The sequence below is a fragment of the Sphingomonas natans genome (assembly GCF_030546695.1).
Lineage (GTDB): Bacteria > Pseudomonadota > Alphaproteobacteria > Sphingomonadales > Sphingomonadaceae > Sphingomonas_I > Sphingomonas_I natans.
Genome location: NZ_JAUOTP010000004.1, coordinates 485,772 through 505,713 on the forward strand (window position 1 = coordinate 485,772; position 19,942 = coordinate 505,713).

A 19,942-nucleotide genomic window follows, 5' to 3' on the forward strand; every position below is an offset into this window, starting at 1 on the left:
CTCAGCACGAACGATGTTCTGGTGGCCGCCCGTGGCTAACACCCACCCCACCGAAGGCCCCGGCGACATCGAGACGCTCGCGCAGGGCGGCCGCACCAATTTCTTCGGCTTCCTGCTGCGCCTCGCCGCGCGCCTGCCCTTCCTGTTCATCGCCGGGCGCTGGTATGGCGCGGACGCGCTCGGCCGCTTCGCTTATGCGACGATCATCGTCGAATTCGCCGGCCAGCTCGCGACGATGGGGCTCAAGCGCGGGCTCGCCCAGCAGCTCGCGACCACGCATCGCCCGCACGTCCATGTCGTCTGGGATGCGCTGCTCGTCAGCTTCATCGCGTCGCTCGTCGCCGCGGGCGCGCTCATCGCCGTGCCCGAAATCATGTTCCCGAACAGCGAGATCAACGGCAGCGATCGCCTGCTCGCGCTCACCATCTTCGGCTGGGCGGCGTCGGACATCGCGCTCGCGGCGCTCGCCTATCGCGGCGACATCGCCGCCACGGTCAAGGCGCGCTCGCTGATCGAGCCTTGGACGATCAGCATCGCCGCGTTCGGCTTCGCTTTCTATTCCACGCGCGACGGTCTGATCATGGCCTATGCGCTCTCGGCGATCGCCGCTTTCGTCGCCTCGCTCTGGCCGCTCTACCGCAATTATGGCCGGCCGAACAAATGGCGCCCCGAGCCGCTCCGCCTCCAGAAGATCGCGGTCAAGAACCTGCCCCTCGCCGGTGCGGACGCGATCGAATGGGGCTCGCGCCGGCTCGATATCGCGATGCTCGGCCTGTTCTTCTCGCCCGCGATCGTCGGCATCTATTATGTCGCGCAGCAGGTCGCCTCGCTGCCGCAGAAACTGAAGACCAGCTTCGATCCGATCCTCGGCCCGGTCATCACCCAGAATCTGGCCGAGGACAATCTGAAGGCGGTCGCGCGGCAGGTCCGCCAGGTCGGCTTCTGGATCATCGCCGCGCAGCTCGGCATCGCGCTCGCGCTCTCCATTCCCGGCAAGGCGGTGATGGGCCTCGTCGGCCCCGGCTTCGTCGGCGGCACCGGCGCGCTGGCCGTATTGCTCGCGGCCGAGGCGATCGCCGCGACCGCGGTCGTCAGCGAAGCGGCGCTGATCTACGTCGCCGCCAAGCGCAATTTCCTGATCTCGCTCGTGATGATCGTCAGCCAGGCGATCCTCTCGGTCCTGCTCGTCTGGCTGCTGCGCGCAGCCCTGCCGCACGTCGCCGCCTGGGGCTGGATCAAGCCGCGCCCCGATTTCCGCGACGATGTCATCGCCGCCGCCGGCCCCGCCATCGCGCTGATGCTCGCGCTCGGCGCCGCCTCGGTCGCCAAGGCGCTTTTGCTCCGCCGCATTCTCGGCGCGAAGGTCTCGGGCTGGCGCTGGTCGCTCGTCTTCGCGGCAATCGTCGCCGCCGTGGTCGGCTGGGCCGTCACCCGCCTGCCGCACAGCCTGGAATGGGTCGAGCTCGCGATCGGCGTGCCGGTCATCCTCGGCGTCTATGGCGCGATCGTCTGGCGCTTCGGTTTCACCAGCGACGACCGGGCGCTGTTTCGGAAGAGCCAGCCGGCGGCGGCGGGGAATCGCTCCTAAAGACCCAACCCCCGCTCATCCTGAGGAGCCCCTGAGCTTGGCGAAGGGGCGTCTCGAAGGACATAGAGCCTGGTGCCAGTCCTTCGAGACGAGGCTTCGACAAGCTCAGCCCCTCCTCAGGATGAGCGGGAATGGCACGAACGCCCCACCCTTGACACCCCATCCCCCCACCCGCGAAAGTCCCGCACCGGCCTCAGCGCCGGACAGGGGGAAGCGAATGGATGATCTGCTGTCCGCCAGGCCCGTCGCCTTCGTCCACGTCGCCGATCGCAATCGCGCGCTCGCTTTCTACGAGGGCGTGCTCGGCCTGCCCCTCCAGAGCGCCGATCCGTTCGGCGACTTCCTTGATCTCGGCGATGCGCTGCTGCGCATCACCGTCATCCCCGATTACGAGGCGCACCCCCACCCGGTGCTCGGCTGGAACGTCGCGGACGTCCGCGCCACAGCGGCCGCGCTCGCCGAGCAGGGGGTCGCGCTCAACATCTATGAAGGCATCGGCCAGGACGAGGACGGCATCTGGACCGCCCCCGACGGCCGCGTCCAGGTCGCCTGGTTCCTCGATCCCGACGGCAACGTCCTGAGCCTCTCGCAGACCTGAGCCGCGCTCACCGCAAAGCCGGAGCTCAGGCTCCGATCGTCGATCGCGCCCGCGTGTCGCTCATCTTGACGAAGACGATCAGCGAGACCGCGATCAGCCCCGCGACATACCAGTAGAAGCCCTGCTCGGCGCCGAGCGACTTGAACAGCAAGGCCACATATTCGGCGCTCCCGCCGAACACCGCATTGGCGATCGCATACGGCAGCGCCACGCCCAGCGCGCGGATATGCGCGGGGAACAGCTCGGCCTTCACCACCGCGTTGATCGCCGTATAGCCGCTGACCGCGACCAGCCCGCACATCACCAGCGCGAAGGCGAGCAGCGGATGCCCGCCCGTCCCGGCGATTGACCGGAACAGCGGAACCGTGCCCAAGGCGCCCAGCACGCCGAACGCGATCAGTAGCGGCCGCCGCCCGATCCGGTCCGACAAGGCGCCCACCGCGGGCTGCAACAGCATGTAGCAAAAGAGCGCCGCCGCCATGATCAAGGTCGCGGTCTCGCGACCGAAGCCGGCGGTGTTGACGAGGAATTTCTGCATGTAGATCGAGTAGGCATAGAAGGCGACGGTGCCGCCCGCGGTCAGCCCCATGACGAGCGCCACCGCGCGCGGATGATCGCGGAACAGCGCCAGCCCGCTCGATTTGGGCGCGCCTTCGGCCTTCGCCTCGGTGAAATCCCGCGTCTCCTCCATCCGCCGCCGGATGAAGAAGACCGCGATCGCCAGCGCGCCGCCGATCAGGAACGGGATGCGCCAGCCCCACGCCTCCAGCTCGGCGGGGGTCAGCACCGCCTGCAACAGCAGCAGCAGGCACAGAGCGACGAGCTGCCCCGCGATCAACGTCACATATTGGAAGCTCGAATAGAAGCCGCGATGCCGACTCGTCGCGATCTCCGACAGATAGGTCGCGCTCGCCCCATATTCGCCGCCGACGCTCAAGCCCTGCATCAGCCGCGCGAGCAGCAGCATCGCGGGCGCGAGCAGGCCGACGCTCGCGAAAGGCGGCGTCACCGCGATGAGCAGCGAGCCCACGCACATCAGGGTCACCGATAGAGTCAGCCCCGCCTTGCGTCCGTGCCGGTCCGCATAGACGCCCATGATCCACGCGCCCAAAGGCCGCATCACGAAGCCGACCGCGAAGATCGCCGCCGCGCTCAGCAATTGCGCGGTCGGATCGCTCTTCGGGAACAAGGCCGGCGCGAAATAGAGCGTGAAGGCGGAGTAAGCGTACCAATCGTACCACTCGACCAGATTGCCCCCCGACGCGCCGAGGATCGACCGGATCGGCGTGTGCAGCTTCGTCTCGACCATCATGCGCCGCCCCCTCAGCAAGGGTGTGGGGCATCGCCTGCCCTGCGGCAAGACCGGCCCCGCTTGGGCGCGGAAGTTGACAAAGTTGACACTACGTCACCCCCCACCTCGGCGCCTCCCCCGGAACGAGCGCCACGCAAAGCCGCATTTTCGAGGGTGGTTCGCCGCGCCTGCGCGCCGACCAGAGCCTGCGCTCGGACGGAGCGGCGCGAGGCGCCTAGGGGCGGCTGCGGTGAGCGCGAAAGTCATCGTGTCCGGCCTTTCGAATCAGGAGCGGACGAACCAGATGTCACATGAATTCCTACATTGCAAAGCGCGATCGGGGCGCTTTCGCGCCGTCGCGGCGGTAGAACTCCCCGCCCTGAAAAGGAGGGCTGGTGTGGGCGAAAACAAGGAGTGCCGCAGCGCTGGTGTCGACCCACCCCCGACCCCTCCCTTTCAGGGAGGGGAGCGGCCCTGCCATCTCGTGCCTGCCCTACTCCCCCAGCGCCACCGCCAGAGCCCGCTCCGCTTGCCCGCGTATCGCGCGATAGCCCGCCGCCGTCAGATGCACCCCGTCGGTGGTCAAGCCGGGCCGGATTCCGCCACGCCCGTCGCCGAGCGACGTCGCATAATCGACGGGGACGATGCCGCCCGGGCCGCATAATCGCGCCAAGCCTTCGTGCAGTACCGCGAACAGCTCGGGCCGCCCGAACAGGGGCCGCGCTTCGGGCCCGATCGGCGGCGGCATGGCGAGGATCACCGCGATCCCCGCCGCCTGCGCGCGCCGGGCCATCTCGGCGATGTTGGCGATCGCCGTGGTCGCCTCCGGGCCGGGATCGCCGTGCCACAGGTCGTTGGTGCCGGCCATGATGTGGACGACGCGCGGGCGCCAGGCGATCACGTCCGCATCGAAGCGCGCAAGCATGTCCCGGCTCGTCTGCCCGCCGATGCCGGCGTTGCGGCGCTTCTGCCCGCGGAAGAAACCCGGATCATATTGGAGCCACTGCTCGGTGATGGAGTCGCCTAAGAACACCGCATCCGGCCTTTGCGTGCGCGCCTCGCGGCCGTGCGCCCAGCGCCGGACCCGCACGCGCGCGTTCGCCGCCTTGCGCAGCGCCGTCCGAATGATCCCCAAGCCTGCCTCCGCCGCTGCGCCGTGCGTCCCCGTAGCCCGGCGGCGGCTCGCCTAGAAGCGCTTCCGCGCGGTCAGCCCCCATGTCCGCGGCTCGCCGAGGAAGGCGCCGAACAACTGGTTCGAGGTCGTCCCGAACGCGGTCACCGCCGCCGCGGTCCCCGGCATGCCGCCCGAACCGCCACCCTGCAGCGGCTCGCTGAACACCACCTGCTTATATTGGACATTGAACAGATTCTGCGCCCACAGCTCCAGGCTCCACTGCCCGTCGCCGATCCCGATCCGCGCATCGACGAGCCCGAAGCCCTTTTGCGCTTTCTCGGCGAGCAGGTCGGATCCGGTGTTGATGCGGCTCTGGTAGCGTCCGCCGACATAGGCCAGCGCGCGCAGCCGATCGCCGATCGCGGGCGTCCAGCGCACCGATCCGGTCGCGCTATAGGCCGGCGCGTTGGACAGCCGCGCGCCGGGCAGCAGGAACAGCACCGGCGGCAGCGAATTGTCGCCGGTCAGCGCATCGGGCGAACCGACGATGTCCTTGGCATAGCGCGTATCGGCATAGGCGAAGCCGCCACTCAGCACCCAGTCCGCCGCTGGCCGCAGCGCGGCATCCACCTCGACGCCCTTCGAGATCACTCCCGCCTTCGTATCGGTGCAGGTGGAATTGGCGGCGATATTGTCCGCATCGCGGCTGCCGAGCGACGCCGAACAGCCCTGCACGTTCGAGACGATGAAATTGGTGCCCGTATAGCTGTTGAGCTGGAAGTTGCGGAAGCGCTGGTGGAACAGCGCGACGTCGACATCGAACAGCCGCCGGTGCAGCTTGGCACCCAGCTCGATCGCGTCGACCGTCTCCGGCGCGAAGCCGAGGCTCGCCGCGGGCAAGGGCAATAGACGTCCCGTGTTGAACAGCCCGCCGCGATCGAGATTGAAGCCGCCCGCCTTGTAGCCGCGCGACCAGCTCGCATAGACGTTGGCGCCCGCCGCGACCCGATAGCCCAGGGCCGCGGTCCCCGACCAGCGATGCTCGGCGCGGCGCTCGTGGATGGCGCCGTTCACCGCATTGATGTTGCACGGATAGCCCGTCAGCGGCGCGAGCACCGAATTGGCGAGCGTCACGGCGCTCGCCGTCCCCAGCGCGCGCAGCCGGGCGATATCGTCAAGGTAGATGCCGCAGCCGCTGGTCGAACTTAGGTCGGCGTCGAGCGTCTTGCGATCGCGCGTATAGCGCGCGCCCAAAGTCAGCGAGAGCCGGTCGGTCACATGCACGATGTCGTGCGTGAACAGGGCCTGGTTGCTGTCGTGCTGGCGGAAGCGATCGAGCTCGCCCGTGCCCGCCAGCGGCACGTTGCGCACCGCCGCCGCCAGCGCATCCCCGCCATAAGCGCGCGCGAAGCCGCTGAGATTGGCGAAGCCGTAGGCCGGGAAGGCGGCGAAGGCCCCGCCCAGCGCGCCGATCCGCGCCGAGGCGAGCCGGTCATAATCCGCTCCGTAGGCCATATTGTCCTGCAGCGTCAGCCGCTCCTCGCCCCAATAGCCGCCGACGAGCCAGTCGAGCCGGCCGCCGAACGCCTCGCCGCGCGCGCGCAATTCCTGGCTGAAATTGCGGAAGCGGATGAAGCCCGTTCCGTCGCTCGGCCGGCGGATCAGATCGAGGCTGGAGAAATCGGCGTCCTGCCCGCGGATGAACCGGTTCGAGCGCCACGCGGTGATGCTGTCGATCGTGACCCCGCCGAGCGTCTTGGTCGCGTTGAGCGCGATGCCGCCGTCGGTCACGTCCTGTCGGAAGCTCTGCCCCGGCGAGAGCGCGACCTTGCGCGCGCTGCTGTCCTCCAGCACGACCCCACCCGGCATCGCCCGGATCAACGCCGCGATCGAAGACGGCGCGGTGACGAGGCTGCCGCCCGCCGCGCCCGGCGTGCTGCTGCGCAGGTCGCGCACCGTATTGTACACGCCCGCGCAGCATTCCTCGTCGCGCCTGGCGTAATCCACCGTCAGCGTCGCCGCGAAGCTCGCGTCGGGCTCGAAGCGCAGCTTGCCGCGCAGCAGCCAGCGATCGCGATCGTTGATGTGCCGCCCGGAGACGACGTCCTCGATGAAGCCCTGCCGCTTCAGATTGACGCCGTCGATCCGCGCGGAGAAGTGCTCGCCGAGCGGGCCGGTGATCCCCGCCGACAGCCGGCGATAGTCGTAATTGCCGACGCTCGCCTCGGCGAACCCGCCGAGCGTGCGCGACGGCTGCGCGGTGACGATGTTGATCAACCCGGCCGAGGCGTTGCGCCCGAACAGGGTCCCCTGCGGCCCGCGCAGGACCTCGATCCGCTCCAGCGGCCCCAATTCGGTCAGCGCCACCGCGCCGCGCGCGCGATAGACGCCGTCGACGAAGGTCGCGACCGAGCTTTCCAGCCCCGCATTGTCGCCGACCGTCCCGATCCCGCGGATGCGCAGTCCCGCGCCGCCCGCCTCGTTCGAGGAGGAGGAGACGAGCAAGGAGGGCGCGAGCATGTTGAGCGTGCGGATATCGACGACCCCGCCGTCGCGCAGCGCCTCCGCCCCGATCGCCGTCACCGCGATCGGCACGTCCGAGAGCGCCGTCGCCCGCTGCGTCGCGGTAACGAGGATCTCCGCTTCCGCGTCACGCGCGACATCGGGGACCCCGGCGGCACCCACCGCCGCCAGCAACGCGATCGCAAACATCAGGACTCCCTCGCAAACCCGCGCGGCCCACTAGCAGGCGGCGGCGGCATTGCGCGTGCAATCTTGCGAATGTGCGAAGCGAAGTTTGCGGACTATTCCGCGCCATTCGATCGCGCGGATCTGGCCCAAGGCTGCGTCAATCGAAGCGATAGCCCGAGATGCGCGTGCTCAATACCTCGCCGGCGAAAATGCGCTCGCCCGCGCCTTGCGCCGCGCCGGCCGCGACCATCAGCGGGATCAGATGCTCCTCGCGCGGATGCGAGAAGGCGCCCTGCGGCGCGTCCCTCCACCGGCCCAGCGCCGTATCGCGCGCCACGCCGGTCAGCGCCGCCGCATCGCCCAGCCACGCATCGAACGCCGCCGACGGCGCCAGCGCACGCGGATCGCCATAAGCGCGCATATTGTGGAAGCTCATCCCCGATCCGACGATCAGCACGCCCTCGTCCCGCAGCGGCGCCAGCGCGCGCCCCGCGGCGAGATGCAGCGCCGGATCGAGCGAACGATCGACCGACATCTCGACGACCGGCACGTCCGCCTCGGGCCACGCCACCTTGAGCGGCACGAACACGCCATGATCCAGCCCGTGCGCGGGATCGACCACTGCCTTGATGCCTGCGCCCTCGATCAGCTGCGCCGCGCGCGCCGCCAGCGCCGGATCGCCCGGCACGGGGAAGGTCAGTTCGTAGGTGTGCGGCGGGAAACCGTAATAATCGTAGATGAGCGACGGCGCGGCCGATCCGGTGAAGGCGAAGCCGTCCGTCTCCCAATGGCCCGAGACGAGCAGGATCGCGCTTGGCGGCGCGGGCAGGCTCGCCGGCAGCCCGCGCAGGAAGGCGGCCATTTCGGTCCACATGCCGCGCGGATCGTCCATGAAGAAGCAGGGGCCGCCGCCATGCGGAATGAACAGGGTCGGCTGGCGCAGCGCGATCTCGCTCACTCGGCCGCTTCCGCCAGCACCTGCGCGCCCGCCGCTTCGGCGATCAGCCCGTAGCTCCGCTTGCGCAATTCGGGATCGAAAATGTCGGAGACGATGACGAGTTCGTCCGCTCCCGTCTCGGCGACCAGAGCCGCCATGCCGCGCGCCACCGTCTCCGGCCCGCCGACGATCGATCGCGAGAGGAAGCCCTGCGCCTGCGCTTTCTCCTGCGCCGTCCAATAGCTGTCGATATCGTCGATCGGCGGCTGGCTCAGCCCGCGCGTGCCGCGAAACAGGTTGGCGATCGACATCTGCTGCGTCGTCGCCAGGAAGCGCGCTTCCTCGTCGCTCGGCGCGGCGATGATGTTGACGCCGATCGCCGCGTGCGGTCGCTCGAGCTGCGCCGACGGCTGGAAGCGCTCGCGATAGACCTGCAGCGCCTGGAGCAGAGCCTGCGGCGCGAAATGCGAGGCGAAGGCGTAAGGCAGGCCCAGATGCGCGGCGAGCTGCGCGCCGAACAGGCTGGAGCCGAGGATCCACAACGGCACGTGGCTGTCCGTCCCCGGCACCGCCTGCACACGCTGCCCGGGCTGGAGCGGCCCGAGCAATTGCTGAAGCTCCTGCACGTCCTGCGGGAAATGCTCCGAGCTTTGCGGATCGCGCCGCATCGCGCGGAACGTCATCTGGTCGGTTCCCGGTGCGCGGCCGAGCCCGAGATCGATCCGCCCGGGGAACAGCGCGTCGAGCGTCCCGAACTGCTCGGCGATGACGAGCGGCGAATGGTTGGGCAGCATCACCCCGCCCGCGCCCACCCGGATCCGGCTCGTGCCCGCCGCGACATGCGCGATCGCCACCGCCGTCGCGGCAGAGGCGATGCCCGGCATATTGTGATGCTCGGCCATCCAGAAGCGCGTGTAACCCTGCGTTTCGGCGAAGGCGGCGAGATCGCGTGCATCGTCCAGCGCGGTCCGCGCGTTGCCGCCCTCGCGGATACGGACGAGATCGAGGATCGAGATCGAAGCCATCTTTTTCTCCAGACGCACGCTTCTTCGCACATGCGGCATTGAAACCTACCAGCTGGTACATAAGTGCCGTGCCGGAAAAAGGGAGGCCTTGATGGCATCGAAATTATTCTCGCCACTCACCGTCGGCGGGCTGGAGCTCGCCAACCGCATCGTCATCGCGCCGATGTGCCAATATTCGGCCGAGGATGGCGCGATGAGCGACTGGCATCAGCAGCATCTGGGCATGCTCGCCCAATCCGGCGCGGGCCTGCTGACGATCGAGGCGACGGCGGTCGTGCCCGAGGGCCGCATCTCTTACGGCGATGTCGGCCTGTGGGACGATCGCACCGAGGCGGCGATGGGCCGCGTGGTGGAGAGCATCCGCCGCTGGTCCGACATGCCGATCGCGATCCAGCTCGGCCATGCCGGCCGCAAGGCCTCGACCGATCTCCCCTGGAAGGGCGGCAAGCAGATTGCGCCCACGGCTGAAAATGGCTGGCAGCCAGTGTCCGCATCGGCCGCCCCGTTCACCGCGGGCGACGCGCCGTCGACCGCGCTCGACGCCGCCGGCCTTGCCCGCGTACGCGACGCGTTCGTCGAGGCGACCCGCCGCGCCAATCGCCTCGGCATCGATGCGATCCAGCTCCACGGTGCGCATGGTTATCTGATCCACCAGTTTCTCTCGCCGCTCTCGAACACGCGCACCGACCAATATGGCGGCAGCCTCGAGAACCGGATGCGCTTCCCGCTCGAGTTGTTCGATGCGGTCCGCGCCGCCTTTCCGGCGGACAAGCCGGTCACGATGCGCGTCTCGGGGACCGATTGGGTCGAGGGCGGCTGGGACATCGCGCAGACGATCGCCTTCGCGCAGGCGCTCGAGGCGCGCGGGTGCGCCGCGATCCACGTCTCCTCGGGCGGGCTCGACGAGCATCAGAAGATTCCGGTCGGCCCCAATTATCAGGTGCCGCTCGCGCGCGCGGTGAAGCAGGCGGTGTCGATCCCGGTCGTCGCGGTCGGGCTCATCACCGATTACGACCAGGCCGAGGCGATCGTCGCGACCGGCGATGCCGATCTCGTCGCTCTGGCCCGCACGATCCTCTACGATCCGCGCTGGCCCTGGCATGCCGCAGCCCATCTCGGCGCGCGCGTGGAGGCGGCGCCGCAATATCTGCGCTGCCAGCCGAGCCGGTTTCGCGACCTGTTCACTACCGAACGGTAGAAAAGTCGCCGGAGCGTTGCTATAAGGGGTGCGCGCCTTCCCTGGGCGCGCACCCATACCCAGATTCAGGATCCTCATGCCCAGCCAGGCCAAAGCTTTCGCGGCTCAGTCCGCGACGACCCCGCTCGCTCCGTTCAGCTTCGATCGGCGCGATCCCCTCCCCACCGATGTCGCGATCGACATCGCTTATTGCGGCGTCTGCCACTCGGATCTCCACACCGTCCGCGCCGAATGGGACGGCACGATCTTCCCCTGCGTCCCCGGTCACGAGATCGTCGGCCGCGTCACCGCCGTCGGCAGCGACGTCACGAAGTTCGCGGTCGGCGAGATCGTCGGCGTCGGCTGCATGGTCGGCAGCTGCGGCACCTGCCCGTCCTGCACCGAGGGCCTCGAGAATTACTGCACGAACCCCGGCTTCGTCGGCACCTATAACGGCCCCGACAAGCATAATGGCGGCCACACGATGGGCGGCTATTCGGACAAGATCGTCGTCGATCAGCATTTCGTGCTGAAGATCGCGCATGGCGAGGCGGATCTTGCCGCGGTCGCGCCCCTCCTGTGCGCCGGCATCACCACCTACTCGCCGCTCAAGCATTGGGGTGCGGGTCCGGGCAAGAAGGTCGGCATCGTCGGTCTGGGCGGGCTCGGTCATATGGGCGTCAAGATTGCCGCCGCGATGGGCGCGCATGTCGTCGCCTTCACCACCTCGGCCTCCAAGATCGAGGACGCAAAGAAGCTCGGCGCGCATGAAGTCGTCGTCTCGCGCAACGAGGACGAGATGGCCGCGCATGCCGGCAGCTTCGACATGATCCTCAATACCGTTGCCGCCAGCCACAATCTCGATGCGTTCACCGCGTTGCTGAAGCGCGAGGGCACGCTCGTGCTGGTCGGCGTTCCCGAACATCCGCATCCCTCGCCGAATGTCGGCGCGCTGATCTTCCAGCGAAAGGCGATCGCCGGCTCGCTGATCGGCGGCATCGCCGAGACGCAGGAGATGCTCGATTTCTGCGCGCAGCATGGCCTGACCGCGGATATCGAGATGATCCCGATCCAGGAGATCGAGACCGCCTACGAGCGCATGCTTAAGAGCGACGTGAAGTATCGCTTCGTGGTCGACATCGCCTCGCTGGCGGCCTGACCCTCGTCTCCCCTCCCGTGCGCGGGAGGGGAGCTACGCCTTCAGCGCGAAGACCAGCCGCCATTTCCTGTGGAAGCGCACCGCGCCCACCTGCCGGTAATCGCGCACCAGCGCCGCGCGCATGATGTTCCATGCCACCGGATTGCGGTCGGGCCCCGGCCGATCGGTCACCACCACCACGCTCGGCCGCGACGCGATCACGCGGCGCAGTTCGGCGCTCTGATCGGTGCCGATCGCGTGCGATTCCTTCTTCTGGTTCAGATGGTTCGGGAAGGCATAAGGCGAAGCAAGCTTCGCGCCGGTCAGCAGATACAATGCCGGCTCGCCATCGAAGACGAACAGCCGATCGGTCAGGTGCGGCCGGATCGCGGCGACGAGATCGGCGCTCTGCTGCTCGCCACCGCGCGCGCGCAGCCGCACCGCGCTCATACCCACCGCGATCGCTAGCCCCAGACCCAGCACCACGATCGCGCGCCACCGGTCGCGCCGTCCGACATCGAACGCGGGCGCGGCGAACACGGCGAGCGGCGCCACGAGCGGCAGCGCATAATGTTTGTAGAGGCTGCCGAGCGCGAAGAAGCCGATCACCGCGCCGATCAGCCACACCAGCAGGAACAGCCGCGCGCGCTGCGCCTCGTCGCTCCGCTGGCGGACGCGCAGGCCGACCGCCGCCGCCGCGATCAGCGGCAGGCCGAGCGCGACGATCGCCGCCAGCCGCTTGCCGAGCTTGTACGCCGCCGTCCCCGGCCGATCGCCGATCGAGACGAAATTGGCATAAGCGAAGGCCTCGCCATGGCCCGCAGCCGCGTAGGCGGCAAATGCCAGCAAGGTCGGCAGGATCGCGATCGCGATCCACAAAGCGGCGATGCCCGGCAAATGCGCGTCGATCCCGCGCCTGCGCGCCGTCCACAGCAGCGCCAGGCCCATCGTCACGCCTTCGAACAAGGCGGTATATTTGATCTGGATGGCGATCCCGATCAGCGCCATCGCCAGCGCGCCCTGCGCGACGAAGCGGCGATCCTCGGCCGGAGGCGTGGCCAGCGCGCGCAGCACGATCAGAGCCGCGCCCGCCACGAGCGGATTGTAGAAGACCGGCGCCTGCCCGCCCGCGCCATCGAACACGATCGTGAAGATCAGGGAAGCGGCACCCGCCAGCCGTGCCGCCGTGGGACTGGCGATGCTGCGCGCGAGCTGCACGACGAGGAACGCGGTCGCGCCCGCAAAGAGTGTCGCGACGATCTGATATTGGAGGATGCCCGTCCCGCCCAGCGTCCGGACGCCGGCATAGAGCAGGAACAGCCCGATCGGCTTGCGATCCCAGATGTCTACATAGGGCAAAGCCCCGTGCAGCAGCCGATCGCCCACCAGCAGATAAAATTGCTCGTCCACCTGGACGAACGGATTGCCGAACCACCAGCAGCGCAGGATCGCGGCAAGGCCCAGCATCAGCAGCGCATCGCGCCAAACATTGGCCAGGGTGCCCGCGCGGGCGCCGAGCGGACGGGGAAGCGGAAAGGCGCGGCTCGCCATCGTCGGTCCTGCGACAGGGATTGGATCGATCGCCGCGCTAGCGGCGCGGCGTTGCATCCGCATTGCACGATATTTCATCGGCATTTTGCCGCCCGCTTGGTCTAGGAGCGACATGCCGCGCCTCCTATATCGTTGATATGGCTCCCGCAAACCGCTCCGCCTGATCCATGCCCGTCGCGACGCTGGCGTCCGAGGACGATTTCGACGGCTGGCGCGCCGCGGCGCGCGCCTACGTGCTTGCGGATATTCCGCCCGAACAGGTGATCTGGCAGATCGGCGATCAGGCGACCGATCTCTTCGGCGGCAGCCCCGCTGCGGCACCTGTGCCGCAGGGCGCCGGCTTCTCGGTCCCGCGTGCCTTTCTCGATCTGGCGCGGACCGTGGTCTGCCATTCCGATCCCGAACGTTTCGCTCTGCTCCATGCCGCGCTCTTTCGCCTCGTGGCTGAACCGCGCCTGATCGACGATCATGCCGATCCGCTCGTGCGCAGGCTGGAACGCATGGCGAAGGAGGTCAGACGCGACATTCACAAGATGCGCGCCTTCCTCCGGTTCCGCGAAGTCGCCGGGGAGGATAGGCCGCGCTTCGTCGCCTGGTTCGAGCCCGACCACCATATCGTGCGGACCAATGCGGATTTCTTCCTCAATCGTTTCGCATCGATGCGCTGGACGATCCTGACGCCCGAGCTGTCTTTGGATTGGGACGGCGAGAGCTTGCGCGAAGGCCCCGGCGCCACCCGCGCCGACGCGCCCGACGGCGATCCGCTCGAGGAGACGTGGAAGACCTATTATGCCAGCATCTTCAATCCGGCGCGCGTCAAGATCGGCGCGATGCTGAAGGAGATGCCGCGCAAATATTGGAAAAACATGCCGGAGACCGCGTTGGTCCCCGAATTGATCGCGGGCGCGCAGGCGCGGGAGGCGAATATGGTCGCGGCCAGCCGGGAGGGTCTCGTCAAGGACGGCATCGGCGCCAATCGTGCGGGCGCGTGGGAAGCGCTGCGCACCGAGGCCGCCGGCTGCACGCGCTGCCCGCTCTACAAGCCCGCGACGCAGACCGTGTTCGGCGAAGGCCGCGTCGATGCGCCCTTGATGTTCGTCGGCGAGCAGCCGGGCGATCAGGAGGATCTCGCCGGCCGGCCGTTCGTCGGCCCCGCCGGCCAGATGTTCGACAAGGCGCTCGCCGCCGCGGGGATCGATCGCGCGACCGCTTATGTCACCAATGCGGTCAAGCATTTCAAATATGAGCAGCGCGGCAAGCGCCGCATCCACGCCAAGCCCAATGGCAGCGAGATCGATGCCTGCCGCTGGTGGATCGATCAGGAGCGCGATCTGATCCAGCCGAAGCTCACCGTCGCATTGGGCGCCACCGCCGCGCGATCGATGCTGGGCAAGGTCGTCACGATCGGCGGCGCGCGCGGGATGCCGCACCGGCTGGAGGATGGCGGCGAGGGCTGGGTCACCGTCCATCCCAGCTACCTGCTCCGCATCCAGGACCGCGCGCAGGCCGACGAGGAATATGCGCGCTTCGTCGAGGATCTGAAGCGGATGAAGGCGCGGCTGGCCGAACTTATCGGCTGATTTCGGACGGATTGTGTCCGACCCACCTTCCCGGCAATGTCGCGCGGGCGATTCCGTGAGGGTTGGGGAATGTCGAAACGCTGGCTCCGCTATGTGGCCGTAGCCTTGCTCGCGCCGCTGCCGTCGCGAGCGCTGGCGGCGTGCCAGATTCGTCAGTTCCTCGAACTGCCCGTCACCATGTCCGGCCCGCGCCCGATCGTCTCGGCCAGCATCGGCGGCAAGGATGCGCGCCTGATCCTCGACAGCGGCGCCTTCTTCAGCACGCTCTCGCGCGCCTCGGCGCAGGAATATGGGCTGCAGCTGGCGGCGGCGCCGTCCTGGTTCCGGCTGCGCGGCATCAATGGCGATGCCTCGGCCTCGTTCGCCACGGTCAAGGATTTCGGGCTGGCGGGCGCGACCTTGCCGCGCGTCGATTTCATCGTCGGCGGCTCGGATACCGGCACGGTCGGCCTGCTCGGGCAGAATATCCTCGGCATCGCCGATGTCGAATATGATCTGCCCCACGGCCATGTCCGGCTGATGAAGGCGGACGACTGCGCGGTCGATTCGCTCGCTTACTGGGCGACCGGGCGCCCATATTCGATCGTCCCGCTCGTGCCCCGACAGCCGCCGTTCCAGACGCACACGATCGGCACGGTCACGATCAACGGCGTCAAGCTGAAGGCGGTGTTCGATACCGGCGCGGGCTCCTCGATCCTGACGCTCGCCGCCGCCAAGCGCGCAGGCGTCACGCCCGAGAGCCCGGGCGTCGAACCCGCCGGCATCGCCACCGGGCTGGGCTCGAAGAGCGCGCGCAGCTGGATCGCGACCTTCGCCACGATCGAGATCGGCGGGGAGGCGCTCAAGCACCCGAAGATCCGCTTCGGCGACGTGACCTTGGGGCAGGCCGACATGCTGATCGGCGCCGACTTCTTCCTCTCGCACCGCATCTACGTCGCCAACAAGGCGTCGAAGATGCTGATCACCTACGAAGGCGGCCCGCTGTTCGGGCTGAACCCCCGGGGCGCGGTCGATCCGGAGGGCAAGAAGCTCGATCTGACCGACAAGACCCCCGAGCCGACCGACGCCGAGGGCTATAGCCGGCGCGCCGCGATCCTCTCCTCGCAGGGCAGGTTCGAGCCCGCGATCGCCGATCTGGATCGCGCGATCGCGCTCGCACCCGCCGTCGGCCGCTATTTCGGCCAGCGCGCCATCGCCCGCTTGGCCAACGGCCAGCTCCTGCTTGCCGCCGCCGATTTCGATCGCGCGCTCCAGGCCGATCCCGGCGATGCGGACGCGCGCATCGCCCGCGCCGGCATGCGCCTCGGCGGCCGCGATCCGAAGGGCGCGGCCGAGGATCTCGCGATCGTCGACAAGGCGCTGCCGCCCACGTCGGACAAACGCCTCGTGCTCGGCCAGATGCTCGATGCGGCGGGCCAGCTGGATGCGTCGGTCGGCAATTTCGATGCCTGGCTCAAGAGCCACCCGCAGGATGCCAAGCGCGCGGTCGCGCTCAACGGCCGCTGCTGGGTGCGCGCGCAACTGAACCGCGATCTCGATGGCGCGCTCGACGATTGCAACGCCGCGCTCAAGCAGCGCCCCGGCACCGCATCCTATCTCGACAGCCGCGCGCTCGTCCGCTTCCGCCGCGGCGAGCTGGCCGCGGCGCTCGCCGATTACGATGCGGCGCTGAAGGATTATGTCCCGCCGAAGATCGCGCCGCGCAGCGCCTGGACGCTCTATGCGCGCAGCCTCGTCAAGCGCCGGTTGGGCGACACCGCCGGCGCCGAGGCGGATCGCGCCGCAGCGCTCGCCGCCGCCCCCGGCGTCGAGGAGCGCGCGCGCAGGATGGGGCTGAGCGGCTAGACCCCCATTTCCATCACCGCCGGATCGGGACCGATCCGGCCGTCGGCGCGATCGAGCGCCTCGATCGTGCGCAGATCCTCATGGTCGAGCGCGAAATCGAACACGTCGAGATTCTCGGGCAGCCGCCCCGCATTGGCGGTCTTCGGGATCACGTTGAGGCCGCTGTCGATATGCCAGCGGATGATCGTCTGCGCGGGCGTCTTGCCGTGTTTCGCCGCGATCCGCCCGATCACCGGATCGGCCAGCGCCTCGCCGCGCCCCAAGGGCGACCAGCTCGTCGTGACGATGCCGTGATTTTCGTGGAAGCGGCGCAGCTCGCGCTGCTGGAAGCCGGGATGGAGCACCACCTGGTTGACCGCGGGCACCACGCCCGTCTCGTCGATGAGCCTCTGCAGATCGGGGATCCGGAAGTTGGAGACGCCGATCGAGCGCACTCGCCGCTCCTCACGCAGCCGGATCATCGCCTTCCAGCTGTCGAGGAAGCGATCGATGCGCGGCACCGGCCAGTGGATCAGATAGAGGTCGAGCTCGTCGAGCCCGAGCCGCTTCATGCTCGCGTCGAACGCGGCGAGCGTGCTGTCATGCCCCTGATCGGGATTCCATAGCTTGGTCGTGACGAACACCCAGTCGGGGCAATCGCGCACCGCCGCGCCCACGCCTTCCTCATTGCCATAGACCTTGGCGGTATCGACATAGCGATAGCCCGCCGCCAGCGCCGCGCGCACGATCGCCTCGGTCTCGGCAGGCGGCGTCTGGAACACGCCGAGCCCAAGCTGCGGGATCGCCCGCCCGTCGTTCAGGAGTTGCGTCGGCACGTCGGTCATGAAGGTCACCTTTTCATCCTCCCCGGCACGGGGAGGGGAACCATGCAGAGCATGGTGGAGGGGGCTGAAAACGCGCGCAACGCCAGAGGAGATCCCCCTCCGTCATCGCTCCGCGATGCCACCTCCCCGTACCGGGGAGGATCATCCCTAACGCCTCAACCGCCGCACCAGCAGCACGAGCCCGCCCAACGCGCCGATTCCGGCGAGCGCGATCAGCGCGAAACCGCCCCCGGTCCACAAGGCCGCCGAGATCAGCAACATCATGAAGTCCCCGATCGCGAGCGTCAGCCCGACCATCTCAGTCGGGGCGCTCGAACTCGGACACGACCCGCGCGCCGCCGCGCAGCAAGGTGCCGCCGGCATGGTCGCGGCAGGCGACCTCGGCCTCGTCGATCGACAGGCAGGTCGCGATCGTCCGCCAGCCGATCCACGTCCCCGCCTGCGCCAGATACCAGTCGCGGCTGCCCCGCCCCGAAATCATCGCTTCCCAGATCGTCTTGCGCTGGTGGATGACGCGATATTTCCTCGCCACCGGCTTACTCCGCCGCCAGCAGGGTTTCCGCGCCGCCGAGATCGACCGAGACGAGCCGCGATATGCCGCGCTCGATCATCGTCACCCCAAACAGGCGGTGCATCCGGCTCATCGTCACCGCATTGTGCGTGACGACCAGGTAACGTGTGTCGGTTTCTTTGGTCATGGCCGCCAGCAGATCGCAGAAGCGCTCGATATTGGCATCGTCGAGCGGCGCGTCCACCTCGTCGAGCACGCAGATCGGCGCGGGATTGGTCAGGAACAAAGCGAAGATCAGCGCCACCGCGGTCAGCGCCTGCTCGCCGCCCGACAGCAAGGTCAGCGAGCCGAGCCTCTTGCCCGGTGGCTGCGCCATGATCTCGAGCCCCGCCTCCAGCGGATCGTCGCTGTCGATCAACGCGAGATGCGCCTCGCCGCCGCCGAACAACGTCCCGAACAGGCGCCGGAAATGCCCGTCGACCGCCTCGAACGCGGCGAGCAGCCGCTGCCGCCCCTCGCGATTCAGGCTGCCGATCGATCCGCGCAGGCGATTGACCGCCTGCCCCAGCTCGTCGCGCTCCTCGGCATTGGTCGCGCGCGCTTCCTCCAGTTCGGCCAGCTCGCTCTCGGCGACGAGATTGACCGGCCCCAGCCGCTCGCGGTCTGCCACAAATCTTTCGTAGCGCGCGGCCTCCTCCTCGGCCGGGCGCAGCGAGGCCGCCTCGAAGCCGATCTTCTCGGGCAGAGTCGCCGCCGGGCACTGGAAACGATCGCCCGCCGCGCGGCTCAATTCGCCGCGGCGCGTCTCCTGATGCTCGGCATGCGCGGTCAGCGTCGCGCGCGCCTCGCGGGCGCTCGCCAGCGCCTCGTTCGCCTGCGCGGCCGCCGCCTCGACGCGGCGCAATTCGGTCTCGCGCCCGCTCTCCGCCTCGCGCGTCGCCCGCGCCGCCGCGTCTGCGGCAGACGCCGCCTCGGTCGCACTGGAAAGCGCTTCGGCGAGTTCGCTTGGCCGCGTCGCGAGCGTCGCATGTTCGGCCTCGGCGGCGGCGAGGCGCTTGGCCATCTCGTCGATGCGCTTGGCCGCATCGCCCGCGCGCGACCGCCAGCCCTTCGCCTCGGCGCGCGCGGCCTGCTGGCGGCGCTGGTCGCGATCGATCGACTGGCCGAGCGCCGCCGCCATTCCCCGCGAGGTCGCCAGTTCGGCGCGCACCAGATCGGCCGCGCCATTGAGCCTATCGAGCGCCGCGCGCGAGACGCTCCGATCGGGCAGGGTCGCGACGTCCGCGCGCGCCTTGTCCTCGGCCGCCTTCGCCTCGCCGAGTTCGGCATCCGACCGTTCGCGCCGATCGCCGAGCGCGGCGAGCGACGCCGCATGCCGCTCGATCGCGCCCTGCGCCGTGTCCTCGCGCCGCCGCGCCGCGCGCAACTGCTCCTCCCCCGCCGTCAGTGCGCGCCGTGCCGTCTCCAGTTGTTCGCGCGCCGTCCGCTGCATCAGCCCCGCCGCCTCCAGCGCCGCGCGCGCCGTCTCGGCCTCGCCGCGCAGGTCCGGCAACGTCGCCTCGATCTCGCGCAGCCGATTGGCGCGCACCAGCCGTTCCGCCGCCGCCGCGCCGACGTCGCGCGCCACGAACCCGTCCCACCGCCGCAGCCGCCCCGCGCGCGTGACGATCCGCTGCCCCACCGCCAGCGGCCAGCCTTCGTCGCTCTCGACCACGCCGATCTGCGCGAGCCTGCGCGCCAGCGCCTCCCCGCCCGACACGAACCCCGCCAGCGCTTCGACGCCCTCGGGAAGCACGGGGTCGCCCGCTTGCCCGACCGCCCCCGTCCACGCCCGTGCGCCCTCGCCGCCGATCGGCGCGTCGAGATCGTCGCCCAACGCCGCCGCCAGCGCGCGCTCATAGCCCGCCGCCACCGTCAGCCGGCTCAGCGCCCGGTCCCCGCCGTCGCGCGACAGCCCGGCCGACAGCGCCTTGGCCTCGCTCTCGGCCCGCGCCAGCGCCGCCGCCGCGAGCCCCGATCGCGTCTCGGTCTCCTCGCGTGCCAGCGCGGCCTGCTCGCGCGCCGCTTCCGCC

The 19,942-nt window shown here is 69.1% G+C and carries 15 protein-coding genes; 6 read left to right on the forward strand and 9 right to left on the reverse strand.

Annotated elements, in window-relative coordinates:
* Positions 1-13: 13 nt before the first annotated feature.
* Both Q4F19_RS11825 and Q4F19_RS11830 read left to right on the forward strand, forming a co-directional pair.
* The gene (locus tag Q4F19_RS11825; RefSeq protein WP_303542759.1) at positions 14-1,588 is read left to right on the forward strand and encodes a lipopolysaccharide biosynthesis protein; all 1,575 of its coding nucleotides are present in this window, start codon (positions 14-16) and stop codon (positions 1,586-1,588) included.
* 217 nt (positions 1,589-1,805) lie between these two features.
* Positions 1,806-2,186, forward strand: a complete 381-nt coding sequence (locus Q4F19_RS11830; protein WP_303542761.1) for a VOC family protein — start codon at positions 1,806-1,808, stop codon at positions 2,184-2,186.
* A 25-nt stretch (positions 2,187-2,211) separates the two neighbouring features.
* Here Q4F19_RS11830 and Q4F19_RS11835 read toward each other — a convergent pair whose 3' ends face one another.
* The 5 genes from Q4F19_RS11835 to Q4F19_RS11855 all read right to left on the reverse strand — a co-directional run bounded on the left by Q4F19_RS11835 (position 2,212) and on the right by Q4F19_RS11855 (position 9,244).
* Entirely contained in the window at positions 2,212-3,498 is a 1,287-nt protein-coding gene (locus Q4F19_RS11835; RefSeq protein ID WP_303542762.1) for an MFS transporter, read from the reverse strand.
* A gap of 472 nt (positions 3,499-3,970) precedes the next feature.
* Positions 3,971-4,612 (reverse strand): GDSL-type esterase/lipase family protein, encoded by a 642-nt coding sequence (locus Q4F19_RS11840; protein WP_303542763.1) that lies wholly within the window; start codon positions 4,610-4,612, stop codon positions 3,971-3,973.
* Between the two features lie 51 nt (positions 4,613-4,663).
* The gene (locus Q4F19_RS11845; protein ID WP_303542764.1) at positions 4,664-7,303 is read right to left on the reverse strand and encodes a TonB-dependent receptor; all 2,640 of its coding nucleotides are present in this window, start codon (positions 7,301-7,303) and stop codon (positions 4,664-4,666) included.
* Positions 7,304-7,439: 136 nt separating this feature from the next.
* Positions 7,440-8,174 carry a DODA-type extradiol aromatic ring-opening family dioxygenase gene (locus Q4F19_RS11850; protein ID WP_303542818.1) on the reverse strand — a complete coding sequence of 245 codons (735 nt, stop codon included), beginning with the start codon at positions 8,172-8,174 and terminating at the stop codon, positions 7,440-7,442.
* Positions 8,175-8,236: 62 nt separating this feature from the next.
* The gene (locus Q4F19_RS11855; protein WP_303542766.1) at positions 8,237-9,244 is read right to left on the reverse strand and encodes an LLM class flavin-dependent oxidoreductase; all 1,008 of its coding nucleotides are present in this window, start codon (positions 9,242-9,244) and stop codon (positions 8,237-8,239) included.
* A gap of 91 nt (positions 9,245-9,335) precedes the next feature.
* Here Q4F19_RS11855 and Q4F19_RS11860 point away from each other — a divergent pair, with 91 nt between their 5' ends.
* Both Q4F19_RS11860 and Q4F19_RS11865 read left to right on the forward strand, forming a co-directional pair.
* Positions 9,336-10,442 carry an NADH:flavin oxidoreductase/NADH oxidase gene (locus tag Q4F19_RS11860; protein WP_431312397.1) on the forward strand — a complete coding sequence of 369 codons (1,107 nt, stop codon included), beginning with the start codon at positions 9,336-9,338 and terminating at the stop codon, positions 10,440-10,442.
* Positions 10,443-10,518: 76 nt separating this feature from the next.
* Positions 10,519-11,580, forward strand: a complete 1,062-nt coding sequence (locus tag Q4F19_RS11865; RefSeq protein WP_303542770.1) for an NAD(P)-dependent alcohol dehydrogenase — start codon at positions 10,519-10,521, stop codon at positions 11,578-11,580.
* Positions 11,581-11,613: 33 nt separating this feature from the next.
* Here Q4F19_RS11865 and Q4F19_RS11870 read toward each other — a convergent pair whose 3' ends face one another.
* On the reverse strand, positions 11,614-13,110 hold the full coding sequence (locus Q4F19_RS11870; RefSeq protein ID WP_303542771.1) for an ArnT family glycosyltransferase: 1,497 nt from the start codon (positions 13,108-13,110) through the stop codon (positions 11,614-11,616).
* Between the two features lie 167 nt (positions 13,111-13,277).
* Here Q4F19_RS11870 and Q4F19_RS11875 point away from each other — a divergent pair, with 167 nt between their 5' ends.
* Positions 13,278-14,690, forward strand: a complete 1,413-nt coding sequence (locus tag Q4F19_RS11875) for a UdgX family uracil-DNA binding protein (protein WP_303542772.1) — start codon at positions 13,278-13,280, stop codon at positions 14,688-14,690.
* Positions 14,691-14,759: 69 nt separating this feature from the next.
* On the forward strand, positions 14,760-16,535 hold the full coding sequence (locus Q4F19_RS11880) for a retroviral-like aspartic protease family protein (RefSeq protein ID WP_303542774.1): 1,776 nt from the start codon (positions 14,760-14,762) through the stop codon (positions 16,533-16,535).
* Here Q4F19_RS11880 and Q4F19_RS11885 read toward each other — a convergent pair.
* The 3 genes from Q4F19_RS11885 to Q4F19_RS11895 all read right to left on the reverse strand — a co-directional run.
* Positions 16,532-17,359 carry an aldo/keto reductase gene (locus Q4F19_RS11885; protein WP_303542820.1) on the reverse strand — a complete coding sequence of 276 codons (828 nt, stop codon included), beginning with the start codon at positions 17,357-17,359 and terminating at the stop codon, positions 16,532-16,534. The two genes, Q4F19_RS11880 and Q4F19_RS11885, sit on opposite strands and share 4 nt — an antisense overlap.
* 298 nt (positions 17,360-17,657) lie before the next feature.
* Complete coding sequence (locus tag Q4F19_RS11890; RefSeq protein ID WP_303542776.1) at positions 17,658-17,891, reverse strand: hypothetical protein; 234 nt, start codon at positions 17,889-17,891, stop codon at positions 17,658-17,660.
* Positions 17,892-17,895: 4 nt separating this feature from the next.
* The coding region (locus tag Q4F19_RS11895) for a coiled-coil domain-containing protein (RefSeq protein WP_459112941.1) at positions 17,896-19,942 on the reverse strand (2,047 nt) is incomplete at its 5' end.

Excerpts from the sequence above, each read along its gene's own strand:
- Q4F19_RS11825 (WP_303542759.1), top strand. The coding sequence starts at position 14 with ATGTTCTGGTGGCCGCCCGTGGCTAACACCCACCCCACCGAAGGCCCC.
- Q4F19_RS11830 (WP_303542761.1), top strand. The coding sequence starts at position 1,806 with ATGGATGATCTGCTGTCCGCCAGGCCCGTCGCCTTCGTCCACGTCGCC.
- Q4F19_RS11835 (WP_303542762.1), bottom strand. The coding sequence starts at position 3,498 with ATGATGGTCGAGACGAAGCTGCACACGCCGATCCGGTCGATCCTCGGC.
- Q4F19_RS11845 (WP_303542764.1), bottom strand. The coding sequence starts at position 7,303 with ATGTTTGCGATCGCGTTGCTGGCGGCGGTGGGTGCCGCCGGGGTCCCC.
- Q4F19_RS11850 (WP_303542818.1), bottom strand. The coding sequence starts at position 8,174 with ATGGACGATCCGCGCGGCATGTGGACCGAAATGGCCGCCTTCCTGCGC.
- Q4F19_RS11855 (WP_303542766.1), bottom strand. The coding sequence starts at position 9,244 with ATGGCTTCGATCTCGATCCTCGATCTCGTCCGTATCCGCGAGGGCGGC.
- Q4F19_RS11860 (WP_431312397.1), top strand. The coding sequence starts at position 9,336 with ATGGCATCGAAATTATTCTCGCCACTCACCGTCGGCGGGCTGGAGCTC.
- Q4F19_RS11865 (WP_303542770.1), top strand. The coding sequence starts at position 10,519 with ATGCCCAGCCAGGCCAAAGCTTTCGCGGCTCAGTCCGCGACGACCCCG.
- Q4F19_RS11870 (WP_303542771.1), bottom strand. The coding sequence starts at position 13,110 with ATGGCGAGCCGCGCCTTTCCGCTTCCCCGTCCGCTCGGCGCCCGCGCG.
- Q4F19_RS11875 (WP_303542772.1), top strand. The coding sequence starts at position 13,278 with ATGCCCGTCGCGACGCTGGCGTCCGAGGACGATTTCGACGGCTGGCGC.
- Q4F19_RS11880 (WP_303542774.1), top strand. The coding sequence starts at position 14,760 with ATGTCGAAACGCTGGCTCCGCTATGTGGCCGTAGCCTTGCTCGCGCCG.
- Q4F19_RS11885 (WP_303542820.1), bottom strand. The coding sequence starts at position 17,359 with ATGACCGACGTGCCGACGCAACTCCTGAACGACGGGCGGGCGATCCCG.